Origin of the sequence: Ensifer adhaerens (assembly GCF_002940685.1) — a bacterium.
Lineage (GTDB): Bacteria > Pseudomonadota > Alphaproteobacteria > Rhizobiales > Rhizobiaceae > Ensifer > Ensifer adhaerens_E.
In genome coordinates, this window is sequence record NZ_PNFP01000005.1 from 99,074 (window position 1) to 115,197 (window position 16,124).

General features: G+C 62.0%; 19 protein-coding genes and 1 tRNA gene. 11 read left to right on the plus strand and 9 right to left on the minus strand.

Annotated elements, in window-relative coordinates; translation table 11 throughout:
* Window positions 1-2: 2 nt before the first annotated feature.
* A complete protein-coding gene (gene hutC / locus C1A35_RS11510; protein WP_104664465.1) occupies window positions 3-746 on the minus strand; it encodes a histidine utilization repressor in 744 nt (247 codons plus the stop codon).
* A gap of 136 nt (window positions 747-882) precedes the next feature.
* Between hutC and hutF the strand changes: the two genes are divergently transcribed.
* From hutF to C1A35_RS11540, 6 genes are all read left to right on the plus strand, one after another.
* Window positions 883-2,259, plus strand: coding sequence for a formimidoylglutamate deiminase (gene hutF, locus C1A35_RS11515; RefSeq protein WP_104664466.1), 1,377 nt, complete (start codon window positions 883-885; stop codon window positions 2,257-2,259).
* 36 nt (window positions 2,260-2,295) lie between these two features.
* Entirely contained in the window at window positions 2,296-3,330 is a 1,035-nt protein-coding gene (locus C1A35_RS11520; protein ID WP_104664467.1) for an ABC transporter substrate-binding protein, read from the plus strand.
* A 143-nt stretch (window positions 3,331-3,473) separates the two neighbouring features.
* On the plus strand, window positions 3,474-4,331 hold the full coding sequence (locus C1A35_RS11525; RefSeq protein WP_104664468.1) for an ABC transporter permease: 858 nt from the start codon (window positions 3,474-3,476) through the stop codon (window positions 4,329-4,331).
* Window positions 4,324-5,151, plus strand: a complete 828-nt coding sequence (locus C1A35_RS11530) for a quaternary amine ABC transporter ATP-binding protein (protein ID WP_104664469.1) — start codon at window positions 4,324-4,326, stop codon at window positions 5,149-5,151. The genes C1A35_RS11525 and C1A35_RS11530 overlap by 8 nt, the downstream gene beginning before the upstream one ends.
* Window positions 5,144-6,637 carry an HAL/PAL/TAL family ammonia-lyase gene (locus C1A35_RS11535; RefSeq protein ID WP_104664470.1) on the plus strand — a complete coding sequence of 498 codons (1,494 nt, stop codon included), beginning with the start codon at window positions 5,144-5,146 and terminating at the stop codon, window positions 6,635-6,637. Before C1A35_RS11530 ends, C1A35_RS11535 begins: the two co-directional genes overlap by 8 nt.
* Complete coding sequence (locus C1A35_RS11540; RefSeq protein WP_104664471.1) at window positions 6,634-7,215, plus strand: HutD/Ves family protein; 582 nt, start codon at window positions 6,634-6,636, stop codon at window positions 7,213-7,215. The genes C1A35_RS11535 and C1A35_RS11540 overlap by 4 nt, the downstream gene beginning before the upstream one ends.
* 24 nt (window positions 7,216-7,239) lie before the next feature.
* Here the strand turns inward: C1A35_RS11540 and C1A35_RS11545 are convergent, their stop codons facing one another.
* On the minus strand, window positions 7,240-7,680 hold the full coding sequence (locus tag C1A35_RS11545; protein WP_104664472.1) for an acetyltransferase: 441 nt from the start codon (window positions 7,678-7,680) through the stop codon (window positions 7,240-7,242).
* 318 nt (window positions 7,681-7,998) lie between these two features.
* Between C1A35_RS11545 and C1A35_RS35895 the strand changes: the two genes are divergently transcribed.
* Window positions 7,999-8,157: a hypothetical protein gene (locus C1A35_RS35895; protein ID WP_158665050.1), complete on the plus strand. Its 159-nt coding sequence runs from the start codon at window positions 7,999-8,001 to the stop codon at window positions 8,155-8,157.
* Window positions 8,158-8,378: 221 nt separating this feature from the next.
* Entirely contained in the window at window positions 8,379-8,744 is a 366-nt protein-coding gene (locus tag C1A35_RS11550) for a hypothetical protein (protein ID WP_104664473.1), read from the plus strand.
* Window positions 8,745-9,080: 336 nt separating this feature from the next.
* Here the strand turns inward: C1A35_RS11550 and C1A35_RS35900 are convergent, their stop codons facing one another.
* The 5 genes from C1A35_RS35900 to C1A35_RS11565 all read right to left on the minus strand — a co-directional run bounded on the left by C1A35_RS35900 (window position 9,081) and on the right by C1A35_RS11565 (window position 12,235).
* Entirely contained in the window at window positions 9,081-9,257 is a 177-nt protein-coding gene (locus C1A35_RS35900) for a hypothetical protein (protein ID WP_158665051.1), read from the minus strand.
* Window positions 9,258-9,316: 59 nt separating this feature from the next.
* Window positions 9,317-9,457 carry a hypothetical protein gene (locus C1A35_RS35905; RefSeq protein WP_158665052.1) on the minus strand — a complete coding sequence of 47 codons (141 nt, stop codon included), beginning with the start codon at window positions 9,455-9,457 and terminating at the stop codon, window positions 9,317-9,319.
* A gap of 382 nt (window positions 9,458-9,839) precedes the next feature.
* Window positions 9,840-9,916, minus strand: a tRNA-Met gene (locus C1A35_RS11555).
* A gap of 135 nt (window positions 9,917-10,051) precedes the next feature.
* Entirely contained in the window at window positions 10,052-11,248 is a 1,197-nt protein-coding gene (gene mnmA / locus C1A35_RS11560) for a tRNA 2-thiouridine(34) synthase MnmA (protein WP_104664709.1), read from the minus strand.
* Between the two features lie 237 nt (window positions 11,249-11,485).
* Entirely contained in the window at window positions 11,486-12,235 is a 750-nt protein-coding gene (locus tag C1A35_RS11565; protein ID WP_104664474.1) for a LuxR C-terminal-related transcriptional regulator, read from the minus strand.
* Window positions 12,236-12,714: 479 nt separating this feature from the next.
* On the opposite strand from C1A35_RS11565, the gene sciP reads away from it, so the two are divergent.
* Window positions 12,715-12,990: a CtrA inhibitor SciP gene (sciP, locus tag C1A35_RS11570; protein ID WP_003527546.1), complete on the plus strand. Its 276-nt coding sequence runs from the start codon at window positions 12,715-12,717 to the stop codon at window positions 12,988-12,990.
* 277 nt (window positions 12,991-13,267) lie between these two features.
* Window positions 13,268-13,549, plus strand: coding sequence for a GNAT family N-acetyltransferase (locus C1A35_RS11575; protein ID WP_060581188.1), 282 nt, complete (start codon window positions 13,268-13,270; stop codon window positions 13,547-13,549).
* A 270-nt stretch (window positions 13,550-13,819) separates the two neighbouring features.
* Here C1A35_RS11575 and C1A35_RS11580 read toward each other — a convergent pair whose 3' ends face one another.
* Window positions 13,820-14,170 (minus strand): flagellar export protein FliJ, encoded by a 351-nt coding sequence (locus tag C1A35_RS11580; protein WP_104664475.1) that lies wholly within the window; start codon window positions 14,168-14,170, stop codon window positions 13,820-13,822.
* A 440-nt stretch (window positions 14,171-14,610) separates the two neighbouring features.
* On the opposite strand from C1A35_RS11580, the gene ctrA reads away from it, so the two are divergent.
* Window positions 14,611-15,312 carry a response regulator transcription factor CtrA gene (gene ctrA, locus C1A35_RS11585; protein ID WP_025424706.1) on the plus strand — a complete coding sequence of 234 codons (702 nt, stop codon included), beginning with the start codon at window positions 14,611-14,613 and terminating at the stop codon, window positions 15,310-15,312.
* 282 nt (window positions 15,313-15,594) lie between these two features.
* On the opposite strand, the gene C1A35_RS11590 is transcribed toward ctrA, so the two are convergent.
* Entirely contained in the window at window positions 15,595-15,957 is a 363-nt protein-coding gene (locus C1A35_RS11590; protein ID WP_034806707.1) for a response regulator, read from the minus strand.
* Window positions 15,958-16,124: the final 167 nt, after the last annotated feature.

Here is a 16,124-nt window from a genome sequence, read left to right on the forward strand (position 1 = left end):
GATTACTGCGACATGCCCTCCAGCCGGTAGCGGGTGCCGGGATAGAGCAGCCGCGCGGTCGTCACATTGCCCGCGTCCGACCAGGTGCGACGCCGGATCATCAGGCACGGTTCGTTGCGGTCGATGCCGAGCAACTTGCATTCCCAGAGTTGCGGCGACACGGCCTCGACAATCTGCTCGGTGCGGGTTATCGGGGCCATCGCCGTCAGATAGGCATTCGGCGTCATCGCCTGGAAATCCTGCTCCAGATAGCGCGGGCAGATCGCCGGGTTGACGAAACGATCCTCGATCTGGATCGGCAGGCCGTTTTCCGAATGCACCATGATCGAATGAAAGACGCGGGCGCCGGTGGCAAGGCCGAGCGCGTAGCCGGTTTCGGGCGTCGCCACCTCCTCCTGCAGAAGCGTCATCAGCGACGTGTGCGTATGACCACGTCCATGGATCTCGTCGGCGATATTGCGCACTTCCAGAAGCGCCGTGCTGCCCTTATGGGCCGCCACGAAGGAACCGACACCCTGCACCCGGGTGATCGCACCCTCGGTCGCAAGCTCCCTGAGCGCCCGGTTGGCGGTCATGCGGCTGACGCCGAGATCGGCGACGATCTCGTTTTCCGAGGGGATACGGTGATGGGCGGGCCATTCGCCGCTCTCGATGCGGCTGCGGATGAACTGCTTGACCGCCTCGTAGCGCGGCACCGGGCCGTCTTCAAAAACGACCGTCTCATTCCGTTTTCCCAGTGCCGTCATCAATTCACGCCCCGCCTTTCCGGAATGCCGAACAAATCATGCGCATTCGCCCAAGAATCTTTTCGTTCATTTCACGCTTGCGCGCCAGCGTAAAATATCTATAGTTCCATATACAACTACGTACAGGAAAATGCACATGGCTAGTTTTCCCGTCAACCGGATCTTTGCAGAACGGGCTCTCCTGCCCGGCGGCTGGGCCGAAAACGTCGCGATTTCACTCGACGCTTCCGGCCGCATTGCAGCGATCGAGACCGGCAGCACCGCCTCAGGTGGCGACGAGCGCGCGGCCGGGCCACTGGTCCCGGCGATCGCCAACCTGCACTCCCATGCTTTCCAGCGCGCCATGGCCGGTCTTGCGGAAGTGGCGGGCAGCGGTAACGACAGCTTCTGGACCTGGCGCGAGGAAATGTACCGCACCGTCGGCCTCGTAAACCCCGACGATGTCGAGGCGATCGCCGCCAAGCTCTATATGGAGATGCTGAAGGGCGGCTTCGGCCACGTTGCCGAGTTCCACTACCTGCACCATCAGGCCGACGGCACGCCCTATTCCGATGCGGCCGAGATGTCGCTGCGCATTCTCTCAGCCGCCCGCACGACCGGCATCGGCCTCACCCATCTGCCGGTTTTCTACGCCCACGCCAATTTCGGCGGTGTCGCGCCCAATCCCGGCCAGCGTCCCTTCCTGCACGATCCCGAGCGTTTCCTGGCTCTGCTTGAACGCCTCGAGCCGCCCTGCCGCGAGCAAGGCCACACGCTCGGCTACGCCATTCATTCGCTGCGCGCGGCGACGCCCGAGGAAATGCGCACCATCCTCGATGCCGCACCCGTTGCCGGCCCGATCCACATCCACGTGGCCGAACAGACCAAGGAGGTCGATGACAGCCTCGCCTGGAGCGGCCGCCGCCCGGTCGAGTGGCTGCTCGATGAAATGCCGGTCGATGAACGCTGGTGCGCAATCCACGCGACGCATCTGACCGAAGCCGAGCGGCAGCGCCTGGCACGCTCCGGCGCCGTTGCCGGCCTCTGCCCCGCAACCGAAGCCAATCTCGGCGACGGCATCTTCCCGGCGGTCGAATTCATGGCCGAGGGCGGCATCTTCGGTGTCGGCACCGACAGCCATGTGGCGACCAGCGTCGCCGAGGAACTGCGCCTGCTCGAATACGGCCAGCGCCTGCGCGACCGCCGCCGCAACCGGCTGGCCACCGGCCCCGGCGCTTCGATCGGTCGGACCATCTTCGACGCGGCCCATAAGGGCGGTGCCCAGGCTGCCGGCCAGACGACGGCGGGGGTCACCGTCGGCGCCCGCGCCGATTTCGTCGTGCTCGACGGCAGCAACCCCTACATCGCCGCCGCCACCGACAACCAGATCCTCGACCGCTGGCTCTTTGCACTCGGCGGCGAGACTGTCCGCGACGTCATGGTCGCGGGCGCGTGGAAGATCCAGAACGGACGCCACGACCGGGAGGACGATATCGACCGCGCCTTTGCGCGGGTGCTGATGAAACTGAAGTAATCGTCAAAGCCAAAAATCAAATCAGGGAACAGCTTAATGTCGATCAACAAACTGAAACTCACCCTTGCCGCCACCGGCCTCGTGCTTGCGGCTTCCACTGGCAGCGCCAGCGCCTCCTATTGCGGCGATGGCAAGACCGTCATGTTCGCCGGCATCGATTGGGAAAGCGGCGCCTTCATCACCGAGGTGATGAAGACCATCCTTGCCAAGGGCTACGACTGCCAGGTGGATTCGATCCCCGGCAACTCGGTGACGCTGGAACAGGCGACCGCCAACAACGACGTGCAGATTTTCGCCGAGGAATGGCTCGGCCGTTCCGACGTCTGGAACAAGGCGGTCGAGGAGAAGAAGGTCGTTGCCGTCGGCAAGACCTTCGTCGGCGCCAGCGAAGGCTGGTTCGTGCCGGAATACGTGATCAAGGGCGATGCCTCGCGCAATCTCGAAGCCAAGGCGCCCGACCTGAAGAACGTCTCGCAGCTTTCCGATCCGAAGATCGTCGAGCTTTTCGCCGATCCGGAAGAGCCGACCAAGGGCCGCTTCCTCAATTGCCCGTCGGGCTGGACCTGCGAGGGCGTCAGCTCCGCCAAGCTCGAAGCCTACAAGCTCGGCGAAACCTATGTGAACTTCCGCCCGGGCACCGGCACGGCGCTCGATTCCGCCATCACCTCTGCCTATCTCCAGGGCGAGCCGATCCTCTTCTACTACTGGTCGCCGACGGCGATCATGGGCAAGTTCAAGCTCGTCCAGCTCGAGGAGCCGGCCTATAGCGAAGCCTGCTGGAAGGAGCTTTCGAGCGCCAACGGCAAGCGCGAACAGGGCTGCGCCTTCCCGTCGGTCGATGTCTCCTACGGCGTCAACAGCACCTTCGCGCAGGAAGCGCCTGAGATCATCGCCATCCTTGAAAAGGCGACCTTCCCGCTCGAAGCCGTCAATGGCAGCCTTGCCTACATGGCCGACAACAAGGTCGACGCGACGGCCGCTGCCGCCGAGTTCCTGAAGACCAAGGCGGACGTCTGGGGCAAGTGGGTTTCCGATGAAGCCCGCGGCAAGATCGAAGCCAGCCTGAAGTAATCGCGACTGATCGCCGGCTCGGGTTTCGCCGCCGTGTCTGACGCGACGCGTGAACCCGAGCCGGCGGCAGGCCACAATACCCGAGGCAAGCGCCGTCGGCGGCTCACCGTGTCCGCTGGCAGCCCGAGCAAGGAACGCGTCCGATGTTTCCGGATTCTCTCAATCTCTCCATTCGCGGGCCGGTGAACGATTTCATCCAGGCGCTGGTCAGCGGCTATGGCTGGGTCTTCAAGGCGATCAGCGCCGTCATCCTGAAGGCCGTTCTCTATATCGAATGGATCCTGCGCGGCCTGCCCTGGTGGGTCGTCATCCTGATCTTCATGGCGCTTGCCTGGCAGAGCTCGAAGCGCTGGGGCCTGACTGTCGTCGTCGGCGTTCTCCTGTTCTTCGTCGGCGTTCTCGGCCTCTGGGACCTGACGATGCAGACGCTGGCGCTAATGCTGATGGCGACGATCGTGTCGGTCGTCATCGGCGTGCCCATGGGCATCTTCGTCGCCAAGAGCCGGACGGTGCGCAGCATCACCCTGCCGGTGCTCGACGTCATGCAGACGATGCCGAGCTTCGTCTACCTGATCCCGGCGCTGATGCTCTTCGGCCTCGGCAAGGTGCCGGCGATCCTCGCCACCATCATCTATGCGGTGCCGCCGCTCATTCGCCTCACCGATCTCGGCATCCGCCAGGTCGATCACGAGGTGGTGGAAGCGGCGACCGCCTTCGGCGGCAGTCCCAACCAGATCCTCTTCGGCGTCGAGCTTCCGCTCGCCACGCCGACGATCATGGCCGGCCTCAACCAGACGATCATGATGGCATTGTCGATGGTGGTCGTCGCCTCGATGATCGGCGCCCGCGGCCTCGGCGAACAGGTGCTGAACGGCATCCAGACGCTCGACGTCGGCAAGGGGCTGGAAGCCGGCATCGGCATCGTCATTCTCGCGATCGTACTCGACCGCATCACGCAAGGCTTCGGCAAGAGCCGGACGGAGGATCCCCGCAATGGCTGATATCGAGATCCGCAACGTCTACAAGATCTTCGGACAGGACGCCAAGGCGGCACTCGCCATGGCCAAGGAAGGGCTGAACAAGTCCGAAATCCTCGCCCGCTCCGGCTGCAGCGTCGGCCTCAACAATGTCAGCCTGACGATCGGCGCCGGCAAGATCTTCGTGATCATGGGGCTTTCCGGCTCCGGCAAGTCGACGCTGGTGCGCCACATCAACCGGCTGATCGAGCCGACCAGCGGCGAAGTGGCGTTCGACGGCAGCAACATCCTGGACCTCGACGCCAAGGCGCTGCGCACCTTCCGCATGCACCGGGTCAGCATGGTGTTCCAGAGTTTCGCGCTGATGCCACACCGAACCGTGCTGCAGAACGTCGTCTACGGCCAGCGCGTGCGCGGCCTGCCCAAGGCCGAGGCCCGCGACATCGGCATGAAGTGGATCGAGACCGTGGGTCTCGCCGGCTACGACGCCAAGTACCCGCACCAGCTCTCGGGCGGCATGAAGCAACGCGTGGGTCTTGCTCGGGCGCTGGCCGCCGATACCGACGTGATCCTGATGGACGAGGCCTTCTCGGCGCTCGACCCGTTGATCCGCGCCGACATGCAGGACCAGTTGCTGCAGCTGCAGCAGAACCTGTCGAAAACCATCGTCTTCATCACCCATGATCTCGACGAGGCGCTGCGCATCGGTTCGGAAATCGCCATCCTCAAGGACGGCCAGGTGGTGCAGGTCGGCACGCCGGACGATATCTTGGAGCGGCCGGCCAACGATTACGTTGCCCGCTTCGTGCAACGCCGACAGGGACGACCGGAAGCCCATGACTGAGCTGAGGAATGAGACCATCACCCTCGATGCGCCGTTGACCTGGAAAGAGATCGCGGCGGTCGCCAATGGCGCCCGGCTCGAACTCTCCGATGCCGCCCGCCAGCGCATCGTCCATGCCCGCCGCATCGTCGACGCGCTGGTCGAGCGGGGCATCCGCGGCTACGGCATCAACACCGGCGTCGGCGCGCTCTGCGATGTCATCATCGACCGGGAGAACCAGCAGGCACTCTCGCGCAACATCATCCTCAGCCATGCCTGCGGCGTCGGCGCGCCGCTTTCCCGGCCCGAAGCCCGCGCCGTCATGGCCGCCCAGATCGCAAACTTCGCCCATGGCTATTCCGGCGTTCGTGTCGAAACGGTCGAGGCGCTGCTGGCGCTGCTCAATGCCGATCTCATTCCGGAGATCCCGTCACGCGGCTCGGTCGGCTACCTCACCCACGCGGCCGCGATCGGCCTCGTGCTGATCGGCCACGGAAGTGTCAATGACGGCAAGGGCAGGATCGGCGGCGCCGAAGCGCTCGCCCGGATCGGTCTCAAGCCGCTCACGCTTGAGGCCAAGGAAGGCCTCAGCCTCGTCAACGGCACGCCTTGCGCCACCGGTCTTGCGGCTCTGGCGCTCTCGCGCGCCGACCGCCTGTTCGACTGGGCGGATGCGGCTGCCGCCATGACCTATGAAAACCTCGGCAGCCAGGCCAACGCCTTTGCCGCCGTCCCGCTGGCGCTTCGTCGCTCCAAGGGGCTGGAAGACGTCGGCGCGTCGCTGCGCGCCTATCTCTTGGGTAGCCCGATGCTCGCCGAGACCGCCGGCACGCGCACGCAGGACCCCTTGAGCCTTCGCGCCGTGCCGCATGTGCATGGCGCTGCGCGCGATGCGCTGGCCCAAGTGGCCGAAGTGGTCGACCGCGAGCTGGCAAGCCTCACCGACAATCCGGCCGTATCGGGTACGCCCGAAGCGCCGGAGGTGCACTCGCAGGCGCATGCCGTCGGCGCTGCCCTCGGCCTTGCCATGGACAGCCTTTCGGTCGCCGTGGCCGAAGTCGCCGCAATCTCGGAACGCCGCATCGACCGGCTGGTCAATCCGCTCGTCAGCGGCCTGCCGGCCTTCCTTGCCGGCGACAGCGGCGTCTCCTCGGGCTTCATGATCGCGCAGTACACCGCAGCCTCGCTCGCCGCCGAAAACAGGCGCCTCGCCGCCCCCGCCAGCCTCGATGGCGGCATCACCTCGGCGCTGCAGGAAGACATCCTCACCCATGCGACGCCGGCGGCCTGGAAGGCGCTGTCGATTGCCGACAATCTCGAAACGATCCTTTCGATCGAATTGCTCGCCGCATCGCAGGCCTATGACCTGCAGCCCCGTGGCCGCGCCGCACGCACCGACGCGCTTTATCGGCGCATCCGTACCCAGATCCCGACCTATGCCGACGGCCGGCCGCTGAACGGCGACTTCGCGCACATGCGGGTACTCATTGAAGAGACCATGCCATGAAGGTCCTCAGCGCCAGTAGCTACAAACGCATGCCCTGGAAGAACGGCGGCGGCGAGACGGTGGAGATCGCCGTCTCCCCCGAGAATGCCTCGCTCGCCGATTTCGACTGGCGCGTCAGCATGGCGACAGTGGCCACCGACGGCCCCTTCTCCAGCTTCCCCGGCATCGACCGCACGCTGTCGATTCTTCAGGGCAAGGGCATGCGGCTGATGATCGATGGCCGTGAACCCGTCCTGATGACCGGAGGAACGGCTCCGCTCCCCTTCCCGGCCGACGCCGCCACCACGGCAACGCTGGTCGATGGTCCGATCGTCGACCTCAACGTCATGACAAGGCGTGGCAAGCTTGCCCATATGGTCCAGCGCGTGGCGCTCGATCATCCGTACAGGGCGGAAGCCTTGGGGGGAACGACGCTCGCGCTTTGCCATGGCGGCGCCGTGCGTTTGACCGCAGGCGAAGCCACGGCCGATCTCGCGGCGGGCGACACGGCCATCCTCGAAGGCTCTGCCGCTATCACCATCGAACCGGCTGCCTCTGCCGTCGTGTTCCTCATCACCATCGACACGCCGGCCGGCTGATCGGGCGCGCCTGCGCTTGTCGGGTTAGCCGCGCTTGAGATGCAGCAAGGGATAGGACCGGCCGGCATCGTCGACCGGCGAACGCCCGACCACGTCGAACCCCATCCGCTGATAGAAGCCGGCACCGGAGGCATTCTGTTCGTTGACGTCAACCGTCAGCACCGGGTGCAGGCTCATGGCGTGCTCGATCAGCGAGCGGCCGACGCCGGCACCACGCGCCTGCGCATGGACGAAGAGGGAATCGATCTGGGCATCGCTCATGCCCATGAAACCGAGTGCCTGGTCGTTCTCGTCAGCGGCAATCCAGAACGCGGCGGCCGGCAGATACTGGTCACGCACCAGCGCCTCGATCGTCGCGAAATCCTCCGGCGTCAGGAAATCGTGCGTGGCAATGACGGCGCTACGCCAGATCTCGAAGGTACGCGGAAAATCGGAAGGGCGAGACGTGCGGATGGAAATGGTCATGAAGCAATCACTTTTGAAAATGGGCGTCCGTGAAGCCCGCCGAGCGTCCGGTATAGGCCGACGCAACTGTGCAGGGAACGCCAGATGCTGAGTTGTCCGGCCCAAATCCGGTCCGGTCCGAGCCGCGCACCTTAATCGCGGGACCGGCGATCGCAACCGTTCTCTGCACCCGCGCTTTTCAGGCTGCGACGGTTAAGAATTCAGAAACCATATTCTGTGTTCCCCGGGGAACAGCGCAATTGACGCCACACGATAGTCTCCATCTCACGGTTTCTAGCCACACACATCAACAAGCACAGGGCTCGGAGGACAAGGGACATGATCAAAACCGCTTTCGGCGTCAACGTCACCGTACTGGCCTTCTCGATCACCGTGATCGCGATCATGCACTTCGCCCTGTCCCAATACCGCGCAGCCGAAATCGCTGACATCAACCTGCCCGACTACACGACGATCACCTCGTCGATCCATCGCTGAGGCGACCCACCCCGCAGCGGCAGCCGGGCAGCATGCCTGGCTGGTTTCTACGCACACCCTCTCAAGCGCAATCCTCTGCAGGCGCTGCCATCGATGATGGCGGCGCCTTTTTTGCATCAATCGTCGGCTCCATGCATGGCCATAGGGATTATGATAGGGAACGCTGACTGAACGAATCGTCGCTCAAGACAGCGTTGGCAGCATATCCAGGAAGGCCCGAAATGACGGATCCGCAAAACGAACTGAAACTCAGCGCCTTCACCTTCCACGAACAGGCCGTCCGTGCCTCGGTCGGCGGAAAATCATTGGCACTTGATGCGCTCGAGCTCGGCGGCGAAATCCTGGTCGTCCTCACATGGCTCGGCAATGCCGAGCGCGGCCTGCGCAAGCCGGAATATGTCCTGCCCTTGAGCGCCGTGGCGCACCAGGCGCTGAGCAGCGATCACGAAGCGAAGTACAAATGGGCCATTGGCGCACCGTTGCCGCAATCGCTGTTCGACGGCAGCGCGTCACGGCAGTTCAGACGGCAGTTCGGGGTGAAGAGCGGCCCGGCGCTGACCTTGCCGCTGAAGCCGACCGAGCGTTGACGCAGAGCGAGGCGAGATCGGACTCGAACTGAACTTGGTTGCGTGGCGACGATAGGCCCTTTGCCGTCGCCTCGCCGTCTCAGGGCACAAGACGGATGAAATCATCCGTGAATTGCGGACGTTTCTAGATCGACGCTATCGGGATGGATGCGGGAAGAAATGGTAGCGGAGGACCGTCTCACGTCACCCCCCAGATTTCTTTCGGACGCTTTTTGGCCTGACATCGCACTCCATGGGAGCAGAGTTTTCTGTCCAACTTGGGCGATTCTACCGTGGCAGTAAGCGTCGCGGAGGTACGTTTGATGGCCTCCTGTCCGGCACTGCATTTGACTTTCGCTACAGATCTAAGCCGGCGTTATCTAGCTCCTCTCGCAGCCTCGATGAAAATTCGACGATCTGCTTTTTATCAAAACCGCAATATGTCGGAAGTGACTGCTCTGGTACGTTTTGGGTCAAGGCAGCTCCGCATCGGATAAGATAGCGAAGCTCTTCTGGAGTGACTTCGATCTGCATTTGATTTGCATCCTAGAGTAAGGTGGGACCAATCGGGTTTCGCCGAGTGTCAGCGTTTATCACTTCGTTCGGGCAGCGGCGAAATAGTCGTGCATCGACTTCGCATCCTTGGCGCCGCAGGTATTGCGGCGCAGACGTTGCTCGATGTCATTGAGACTATCGCAGTCGATGATTCTGGCTTGAAGAGTGTTGCGATCCACCGCCCGTATCACGCCGCAGACCTAGGCGTCATGGGGATGGTAATGAGCCAGGTTCTGTGCGCCTCCACGAGACTATGAGATGAACTTGCGATCCAAGTATTTCTTGCGGAATGGTCCTCGTTTAAGAGCGGCCGCATTTGGTCTTGCGGCTTCCATTCGTCCGCCTATCTCGGATAACGTCCATTTGGAGGAGAGCCTGAAGAGTTAGAATCGCCTCCGAGCGACGCCTCAAAACGCAATTGAAGGGTATTTTGACACCCTGTCCGGAATTGCGTTTTGGCTGTCGAGACTCCGGGAAAATCGCGGCGCTACAGCGTCAAATTTGATTTGATTGGCCAGTTGTCGGGACTCGGTAGTTCCAAGGCTCAATGGCTGAAGGACGTGGTAGCGGAGGAGGGATTCGAACCCCCGACACAAGGATTATGATTCCTCTGCTCTAACCTACTGAGCTACTCCGCCGGGTACCGCGTCAGGGCTTCGAAGGGGAAGCCGTCTTGACTGGACGGGCGGCTTATACGGCCCGCTTCCGTCCAGTGTCAAGCCAAGTCTCCGGGAAAATGTGAAGTTTTCACAACAGCCCGGAAATCATGGGCTTCAAGCGGCCGCAGGAGCCGAAAGAAGCGCCTTGAGCGCCGCTTCCGCGCTCGCTTCACGCTCCGATTTGCGAATGAATCCGCCGCCATAGACGCGCGCGTCCTCGCCGACGCCGGAATAGAGCGCGCAGGCCTGGCCGGGCGCGATGCCGGCTTCGCCTTCGGCGAGTTCCACATAGATGCCCTCATCGTCCATCGCCAGGATCGCCGGCGCCGGCTGGCGGGTGGAGCGTACCTTGGCGAAACAGTCGAAGCCGCGGGCGGCTGCCGTCTCGACGTCCTCGTCGCCCAGCCAGTTGACGTCGCGCAGGTAGACGCGGCGGGTTTCGAGCGCCTCCTTGGGGCCGACGATGACGCGGCGCGAGCGCGCGTCGAGATAGACGACATAGAGCGGCTCGCCGGTGGCGATGCCGATGCCGCGGCGCTGGCCGATGGTGAAGTGCAGGATGCCTTCGTGGGTGCCGAGCACGCGACCGTCGAGATGCACGATCTCGCCGGAGAGCGCCGCATTCGGCTTCAGCTTGGCGACGATGTCGCTGTACTTGCCCTGCGGCACGAAACAGATGTCCTGGCTGTCGGCCTTCTGTGCGACGACGAGGCCCATCTCCTCGGCAAACTTCCGCGTCTCGGCCTTGGAATAGCCGCCGAGCGGAAAGCGCAGATAGTCGATCTGCTCTTGCGTCGTCGCAAACAGGAAGTAGCTCTGGTCGCGCTCGGCGTCGGTCGGCCGGTAAAGCGCCCGCTGGCCGGCATAGCGCGGGTTCGGGCTCGGCCGCGAGCGGATATAGTGGCCGGTCGCCAATGCATCGGCGCCGAGCTCCTTGGCGGTCGCAAGCAGGTCGGCGAACTTGACCGTCTGATTGCAGGCAACGCAGGGGATCGGCGTCTCGCCGGCGATGTAGCTTTCGGCAAACGGATTGATCACCGTTTCGCGGAAGCGCGCTTCGTAGTCGAGCACGTAATGAGGGATGCCGAGCGTCTCGCAGACGCGGCGGGCATCGTCGATATCCTGGCCGGCGCAGCAGGAGCCGGCACGGTGCACGGCAGCGCCATGATCGTAGAGCTGCAGCGTGATGCCGAGAACGTCGTAGCCCTCGCGTTTGAGCAGGCCGGCGACGACAGAACTGTCGACGCCGCCGGACATGGCGACGACGACACGCGTATCTTCGGGCTTGCGGTCAAAATCGAGACTGTTCACGGGATCCAATCCGGCCTTCGGGCGGCGATAAGCGCCTGCCCTGTTTCACGCTTCATGCGATGCTTCGCCGAGCAACTCTCGGCCCACGGCATCTTCGGTTCCGTGGCGGCCGGCACCCAACCGGATGCACGATGCGCGCCGCAGCACTTTCAGTTCCGCGACATATAGAAACTTGTCCGTCCGGCGGCAAGGCCGGCCGCCGAGGGCCGCGCGCGGCAATCGGGCCGCTCGAAGGCCTCAGATCAGCTTCAGCCGCATCGCACGAGCGATCGCCTGCATGCGGTTGACGGCGTCGAGCTTGCGGGTCGCGCTCTTGAAGTAGCTGCTGACCGTGTAGGTCGAAATGCCAAGAATGATGCCGATCTCGTCGCTGCTCTTGCCGGCCGCCGCCCAGCGCAGACATTCCACCTCACGGCTCGACAGCCTCTCGCGTGCCGAATTGCCGGTGTCGAAGGTACGCTCCAGGCACTCGAAAAGCTGGATCAGCGTCAGGTACAGCGTGGCGCGCTCGACGCCGGCGGGGGCCTCGCGGCGGCCGGACAGCATGGCGACGAAGGGGTCCCCGCCGCTCGTGTGCAGAAGCACCGCAAAATGGCGCGCCATTTCCGGGTGGGCGAGCAGACGGTGAACCGTCGCCTCGTCCGCGGCCTTGGCCGCGACGTCGAGCAGCTCGGGTCCGCCGGTCACCGGCAGCTTGGTGTAGCGCAACTTTTCGACCAGCGTGCTCGACTGGAAGGTTTCGCAGGCATCGTACTGGCGCACCAGTTCGGACGGCCAGTTGCTCAGCACCAACCGCTCGGAAAAGCGCTGCTGTTCGGCGAGCGGCATCCGCGCGATCATGAAATGGGCAAAGCCATAACGCGCGATCAACCGCCGCATCAGATGCAGAAGTTCGTATTCGGTGCGGACGGTGGCCGTATCGATGTCCGAAAACATCTCCACCGTTTCAGCCTCGCGCAGCAAGGCCGGTTCCTGCGATTCCTTCATCTGCGATCACCACATCCCCTGGCGCCACCGCGCCCGGTCGAGAGAAATACAAACAACGCCCCACATTGTCAGGCGCATGAATTTCACCCGGCAGACGAAATAAAACTGCCGCTACCGGCCTGCCCGCGCAAGAAACGCGTCCGGTTGTGAAAAAAATGACGATGCACCAAGAATAAATGCGGGAGCGCATACACGACGCTCATCCTTATTTCGGCGCTTCGTTACCAAAAATTTTAGTTAAAGTGAAATGTGGTATTTGCATGGCTCCCATGTCAATTCCGGGAGATTCCGGATTGTTCTCAAGCGTTTCCACAAGTCCGGGAGATACTGCCATAAGATTTCAGGGGCGCCGCGACGCGGCGACGGCCAGCGGAAGTGTCTCAAATTATGAGCAAATTGTTACTTGACGCTTAGGCAAATGTTAAATGTGGCAGGCTAAGGTCACGGTCATATGGTCTTGAGTTTGTGTAGAGAGTCCCATGACCGAAATGATGCGACCACGCGTGAAATATGTCATCGGCCCCGATGGCAGCCCTCTGACGATTGCGGACCTACCGCCGGCCAATACCCGGCGCTGGGTGATCCGCAGGAAGGCTGAGGTTGTTGCCGCCGTGCGCGGTGGCCTGTTGAGTCTCGAGGAGGCGTGCGAACGCTATACCCTTACCGTCGAGGAGTTCCTGTCCTGGCAGTCCTCGATCAACGATCACGGTCTCGCCGGCCTGCGCACCACTCGCATCCAGCAGTATCGCCACTAATTCGCCCATCACAGGGCCATAGGTCGCGCGGCGGCTCCGGGTTCCCCGGGGCCGCCGCCGTCGTTTCAAGGCTTGGATGCGCTTCAACTCGTTGATCTGTCGCATGTCGTAATCGCAGAATGGTTGCGCACGTTGCACGATATGCTCCGGATCCCCGGGCATTGGTTCCGTTTCGCGAACACTCCGTACACCGGCGAGGCCCGCGCGAACGATTCCGATTTCCGGAAATCTGCGCTAGCTTCCAGCCAGACAAACCCGTTCACCAAGGAAGGCTGCCATGGAAATCATGCACGAGGAAACCGGATCGCACGGCCGCTACTCGACATCAGTCGAAGGCCACACCGGTGAAATGACCTATTCGCGCACCTCGCCACAACTGATCATCGTCGACCATACGCTCGTTCCGGATGCGCTGCGCGGCAAGGGTGTCGGCCAGGCGCTGGCCAAGCACGCGATCGAGGAGGCCCGCAAGGGCGGCTGGAAGATCATTCCGCTCTGCCCCTTCATGAAGGCACAGGCCATGCGGCACCCCGAATGGCAGGATGTCATCCAGGGTTGAGACGCGCGGCGCTCAAAGTCCGGTCCTGAAATGAGAAGACCCGCCCGGATGCCGAGGCATCGGGCGGGTCTTTTCGTCTTGTCACGATCGTGCCGGATCGGATCATGCCAGACGCATGATCCGTCAAGGATGGAACCATCTGCTCCGAAACGGGCTACCTGCCCGTCCAACGGACAAATTCCCCCTGCCGGACCCGGCTCGGGGTTCAAATCACCCTTTGGAACAAGGCGTTGCGGCCCGCTGCGCCAGATTGAGGCGCAGGAGCCGCAGCTATGCCCGCAGGCGGGTCGATGTGTCCCGCTCTTCGAGGGCCGCCGCCTTCGCGTATTCGGCCTGCACTTCTTCGAGCGCGAGTTCGGCAGCATCCTGCTGCGTCTTCAGTTCGCGAATGGAAACCTGAAGATTGTCGGCTCTTTGACGTGCGGCCTTGGCGAAAGTGGGATAGGCGAAGTGCAGGGGATCGGAGATGCCCGACTTCTTCTCCTCGAAAATAATCTGATTTTCCAGATCCTTGGTCATCCGTTCGAACTCAGACATCATCATCTGAAGCTGGTTCAGCTGACGCTGCTTCTCCCGGACCTGAAACTCCTTCAGTCGGACAAGGCTCTCACGTGCTTTCATACGCAATACTCCCGTGGATAACGAGACCCCGGTTACTGATTTGCCCGCGAGCCGGCCCGAACAGGGCCGGAAACGAAAAATCTTCAGCGATATTAACAAAAGCCTACCGCTGGTAACCTTTCGTTTACGGGCATCGTTAATCATAGGCGTGATGATTTAAGGCTCCGTAAATGCTGAGGCACGAAATGTGACCGCCCGGCATTAACGAGTCGAAAGAGTCAGATAGCGGCATTTCCTCATGTTTCACATGAGATTAGCCGTTCTGGATTCACGTTTGAAAACAGGAGACTGCTAAAAATATTTAACAAACTCGATACACCTTGCCAGAGGGAATCAGAATTTGTTAACCATTTGGTGGCAGCCTCCAAATCAGGCAACGACTGGATCCGTATCGCGTAAGGGTGCCACGACAACCTTGGGCGGCGGAAAAGGGGAAGAATATGCGGGTTCTACTAATTGAAGACGACAGCGCAACGGCTCAGAGCATTGAGCTGATGCTCAAGTCCGAGAGTTTCAACGTCTACACCACCGATCTCGGTGAAGAAGGCGTCGATCTCGGCAAACTCTATGACTACGACATCATCCTTCTCGACCTCAACCTGCCGGACATGTCCGGCTACGAAGTCTTGAGAACGCTGCGTCTTTCCAAGGTGAAGACCCCCATCCTGATTCTCTCGGGCATGGCCGGCATCGAAGACAAGGTCCGCGGCCTGGGCTTCGGCGCAGACGACTACATGACCAAGCCGTTCCACAAGGACGAACTGGTCGCTCGCATTCATGCGATCGTCCGCCGCTCCAAGGGCCACGCCCAGTCGGTCATCTCGACCGGCGAGCTGATCGTCAATCTGGATGCCAAGACGGTTGAAGTCGGCGGACAGCGCGTCCACCTGACCGGCAAGGAATACCAGATGCTCGAGCTGCTCTCGCTGCGCAAGGGCACGACGCTCACCAAGGAAATGTTCCTCAACCACCTCTATGGCGGCATGGACGAGCCGGAACTGAAGATCATCGACGTCTTCATCTGCAAGCTGCGCAAGAAGCTCGCAAACGCCGCCGGCGGCGCCAACTACATCGAAACCGTCTGGGGCCGCGGCTATGTGCTGCGCGAGCCGGATGGCGCCGAGTACGCCGAAACTGCCTGATTTCCCGTCAGGGCTTGCACCGACCCCGCATGATGCGGGCCCGACATTGAAGAGTTTCGCAAAACCCGCCTATGAGGCGGGTTTTGTTTTGGGCATGACCGACCGCGCCCACCGGTTTCGCAAGCGGCATCCCGGCAACCTTCGCGCGCTGTTCATCAGCCATCCACCCCTACCCTGCCCTCTTGAAAGAGCCGCTCGCTTTTCCGGTTTGCGGACAAGCAAAAAGCCGCGGCAAAGGCCACGGCTCGCATTCGCTTCGAAGCGATCGGCAAAAGAGGCGGCTCAGGCCGCCATCGACTGGCTCGCAAAAACGCTGGTCAGGATCTTGCGGTCGAAAGGCTTCAGCAGGAAATCGTCTGCGCCAGCCCGCTTTCCGGCCATCATCTTCTTCAGGTCCGCCTCGACGACGCAGTAGTAGATCCGCACCGAGGGTCCATTCGGCAGCCGGCGAATGTTGCCGATGAGCTCGAGCGCGCCTTCGAGACCCGCATCGATGATCAGGATGTTCGGGAGTTCCGCTTCACAGCGCACAAGCGCCTCGAGGCTGTTCGACGCCTCGTAAACCATAAAGCCCATGCCGGAGAGGATACGTTTTCCAACTTTCCTGACGACATCCGAGCCGTCGGCAATCATCAAACGTCGCATGTCCAACTCCCTTCGCCACTTACCTATACGCGTATCGGCATTCTTGAAACAACTCTATACAAATTTGGGAAAGATTTCGTTACGGAGTTTGCTTAACGAAGCTTTTTCGCGCGCGATCAACACTTTGAAAATATTAAATTTTCGAGAACCGAGGCGACATTGAAACG

What these genes read in the sequence shown, in the direction of transcription:
- C1A35_RS11545 (WP_104664472.1), bottom strand. Translation starts at nt 7,680, where the DNA reads ATGACCATTTCCATCCGCACGTCTCGCCCTTCCGATTTTCCGCGTACC.
- C1A35_RS11565 (WP_104664474.1), bottom strand. Translation starts at nt 12,235, where the DNA reads ATGAAGGAATCGCAGGAACCGGCCTTGCTGCGCGAGGCTGAAACGGTG.
- C1A35_RS35900 (WP_158665051.1), bottom strand. Translation starts at nt 9,257, where the DNA reads ATGCAGATCGAAGTCACTCCAGAAGAGCTTCGCTATCTTATCCGATGC.
- C1A35_RS11530 (WP_104664469.1), top strand. Translation starts at nt 4,324, where the DNA reads ATGGCTGATATCGAGATCCGCAACGTCTACAAGATCTTCGGACAGGAC.
- ctrA (WP_025424706.1), top strand. Translation starts at nt 14,611, where the DNA reads ATGCGGGTTCTACTAATTGAAGACGACAGCGCAACGGCTCAGAGCATT.
- C1A35_RS11575 (WP_060581188.1), top strand. Translation starts at nt 13,268, where the DNA reads ATGGAAATCATGCACGAGGAAACCGGATCGCACGGCCGCTACTCGACA.
- C1A35_RS35895 (WP_158665050.1), top strand. Translation starts at nt 7,999, where the DNA reads ATGATCAAAACCGCTTTCGGCGTCAACGTCACCGTACTGGCCTTCTCG.
- C1A35_RS11580 (WP_104664475.1), bottom strand. Translation starts at nt 14,170, where the DNA reads ATGAAAGCACGTGAGAGCCTTGTCCGACTGAAGGAGTTTCAGGTCCGG.
- C1A35_RS11590 (WP_034806707.1), bottom strand. Translation starts at nt 15,957, where the DNA reads ATGCGACGTTTGATGATTGCCGACGGCTCGGATGTCGTCAGGAAAGTT.
- sciP (WP_003527546.1), top strand. Translation starts at nt 12,715, where the DNA reads ATGACCGAAATGATGCGACCACGCGTGAAATATGTCATCGGCCCCGAT.
- C1A35_RS11550 (WP_104664473.1), top strand. Translation starts at nt 8,379, where the DNA reads ATGACGGATCCGCAAAACGAACTGAAACTCAGCGCCTTCACCTTCCAC.
- C1A35_RS11535 (WP_104664470.1), top strand. Translation starts at nt 5,144, where the DNA reads ATGACTGAGCTGAGGAATGAGACCATCACCCTCGATGCGCCGTTGACC.
- C1A35_RS11540 (WP_104664471.1), top strand. Translation starts at nt 6,634, where the DNA reads ATGAAGGTCCTCAGCGCCAGTAGCTACAAACGCATGCCCTGGAAGAAC.
- C1A35_RS11525 (WP_104664468.1), top strand. Translation starts at nt 3,474, where the DNA reads ATGTTTCCGGATTCTCTCAATCTCTCCATTCGCGGGCCGGTGAACGAT.
- C1A35_RS11520 (WP_104664467.1), top strand. Translation starts at nt 2,296, where the DNA reads ATGTCGATCAACAAACTGAAACTCACCCTTGCCGCCACCGGCCTCGTG.
- hutF (WP_104664466.1), top strand. Translation starts at nt 883, where the DNA reads ATGGCTAGTTTTCCCGTCAACCGGATCTTTGCAGAACGGGCTCTCCTG.
- hutC (WP_104664465.1), bottom strand. Translation starts at nt 746, where the DNA reads ATGACGGCACTGGGAAAACGGAATGAGACGGTCGTTTTTGAAGACGGC.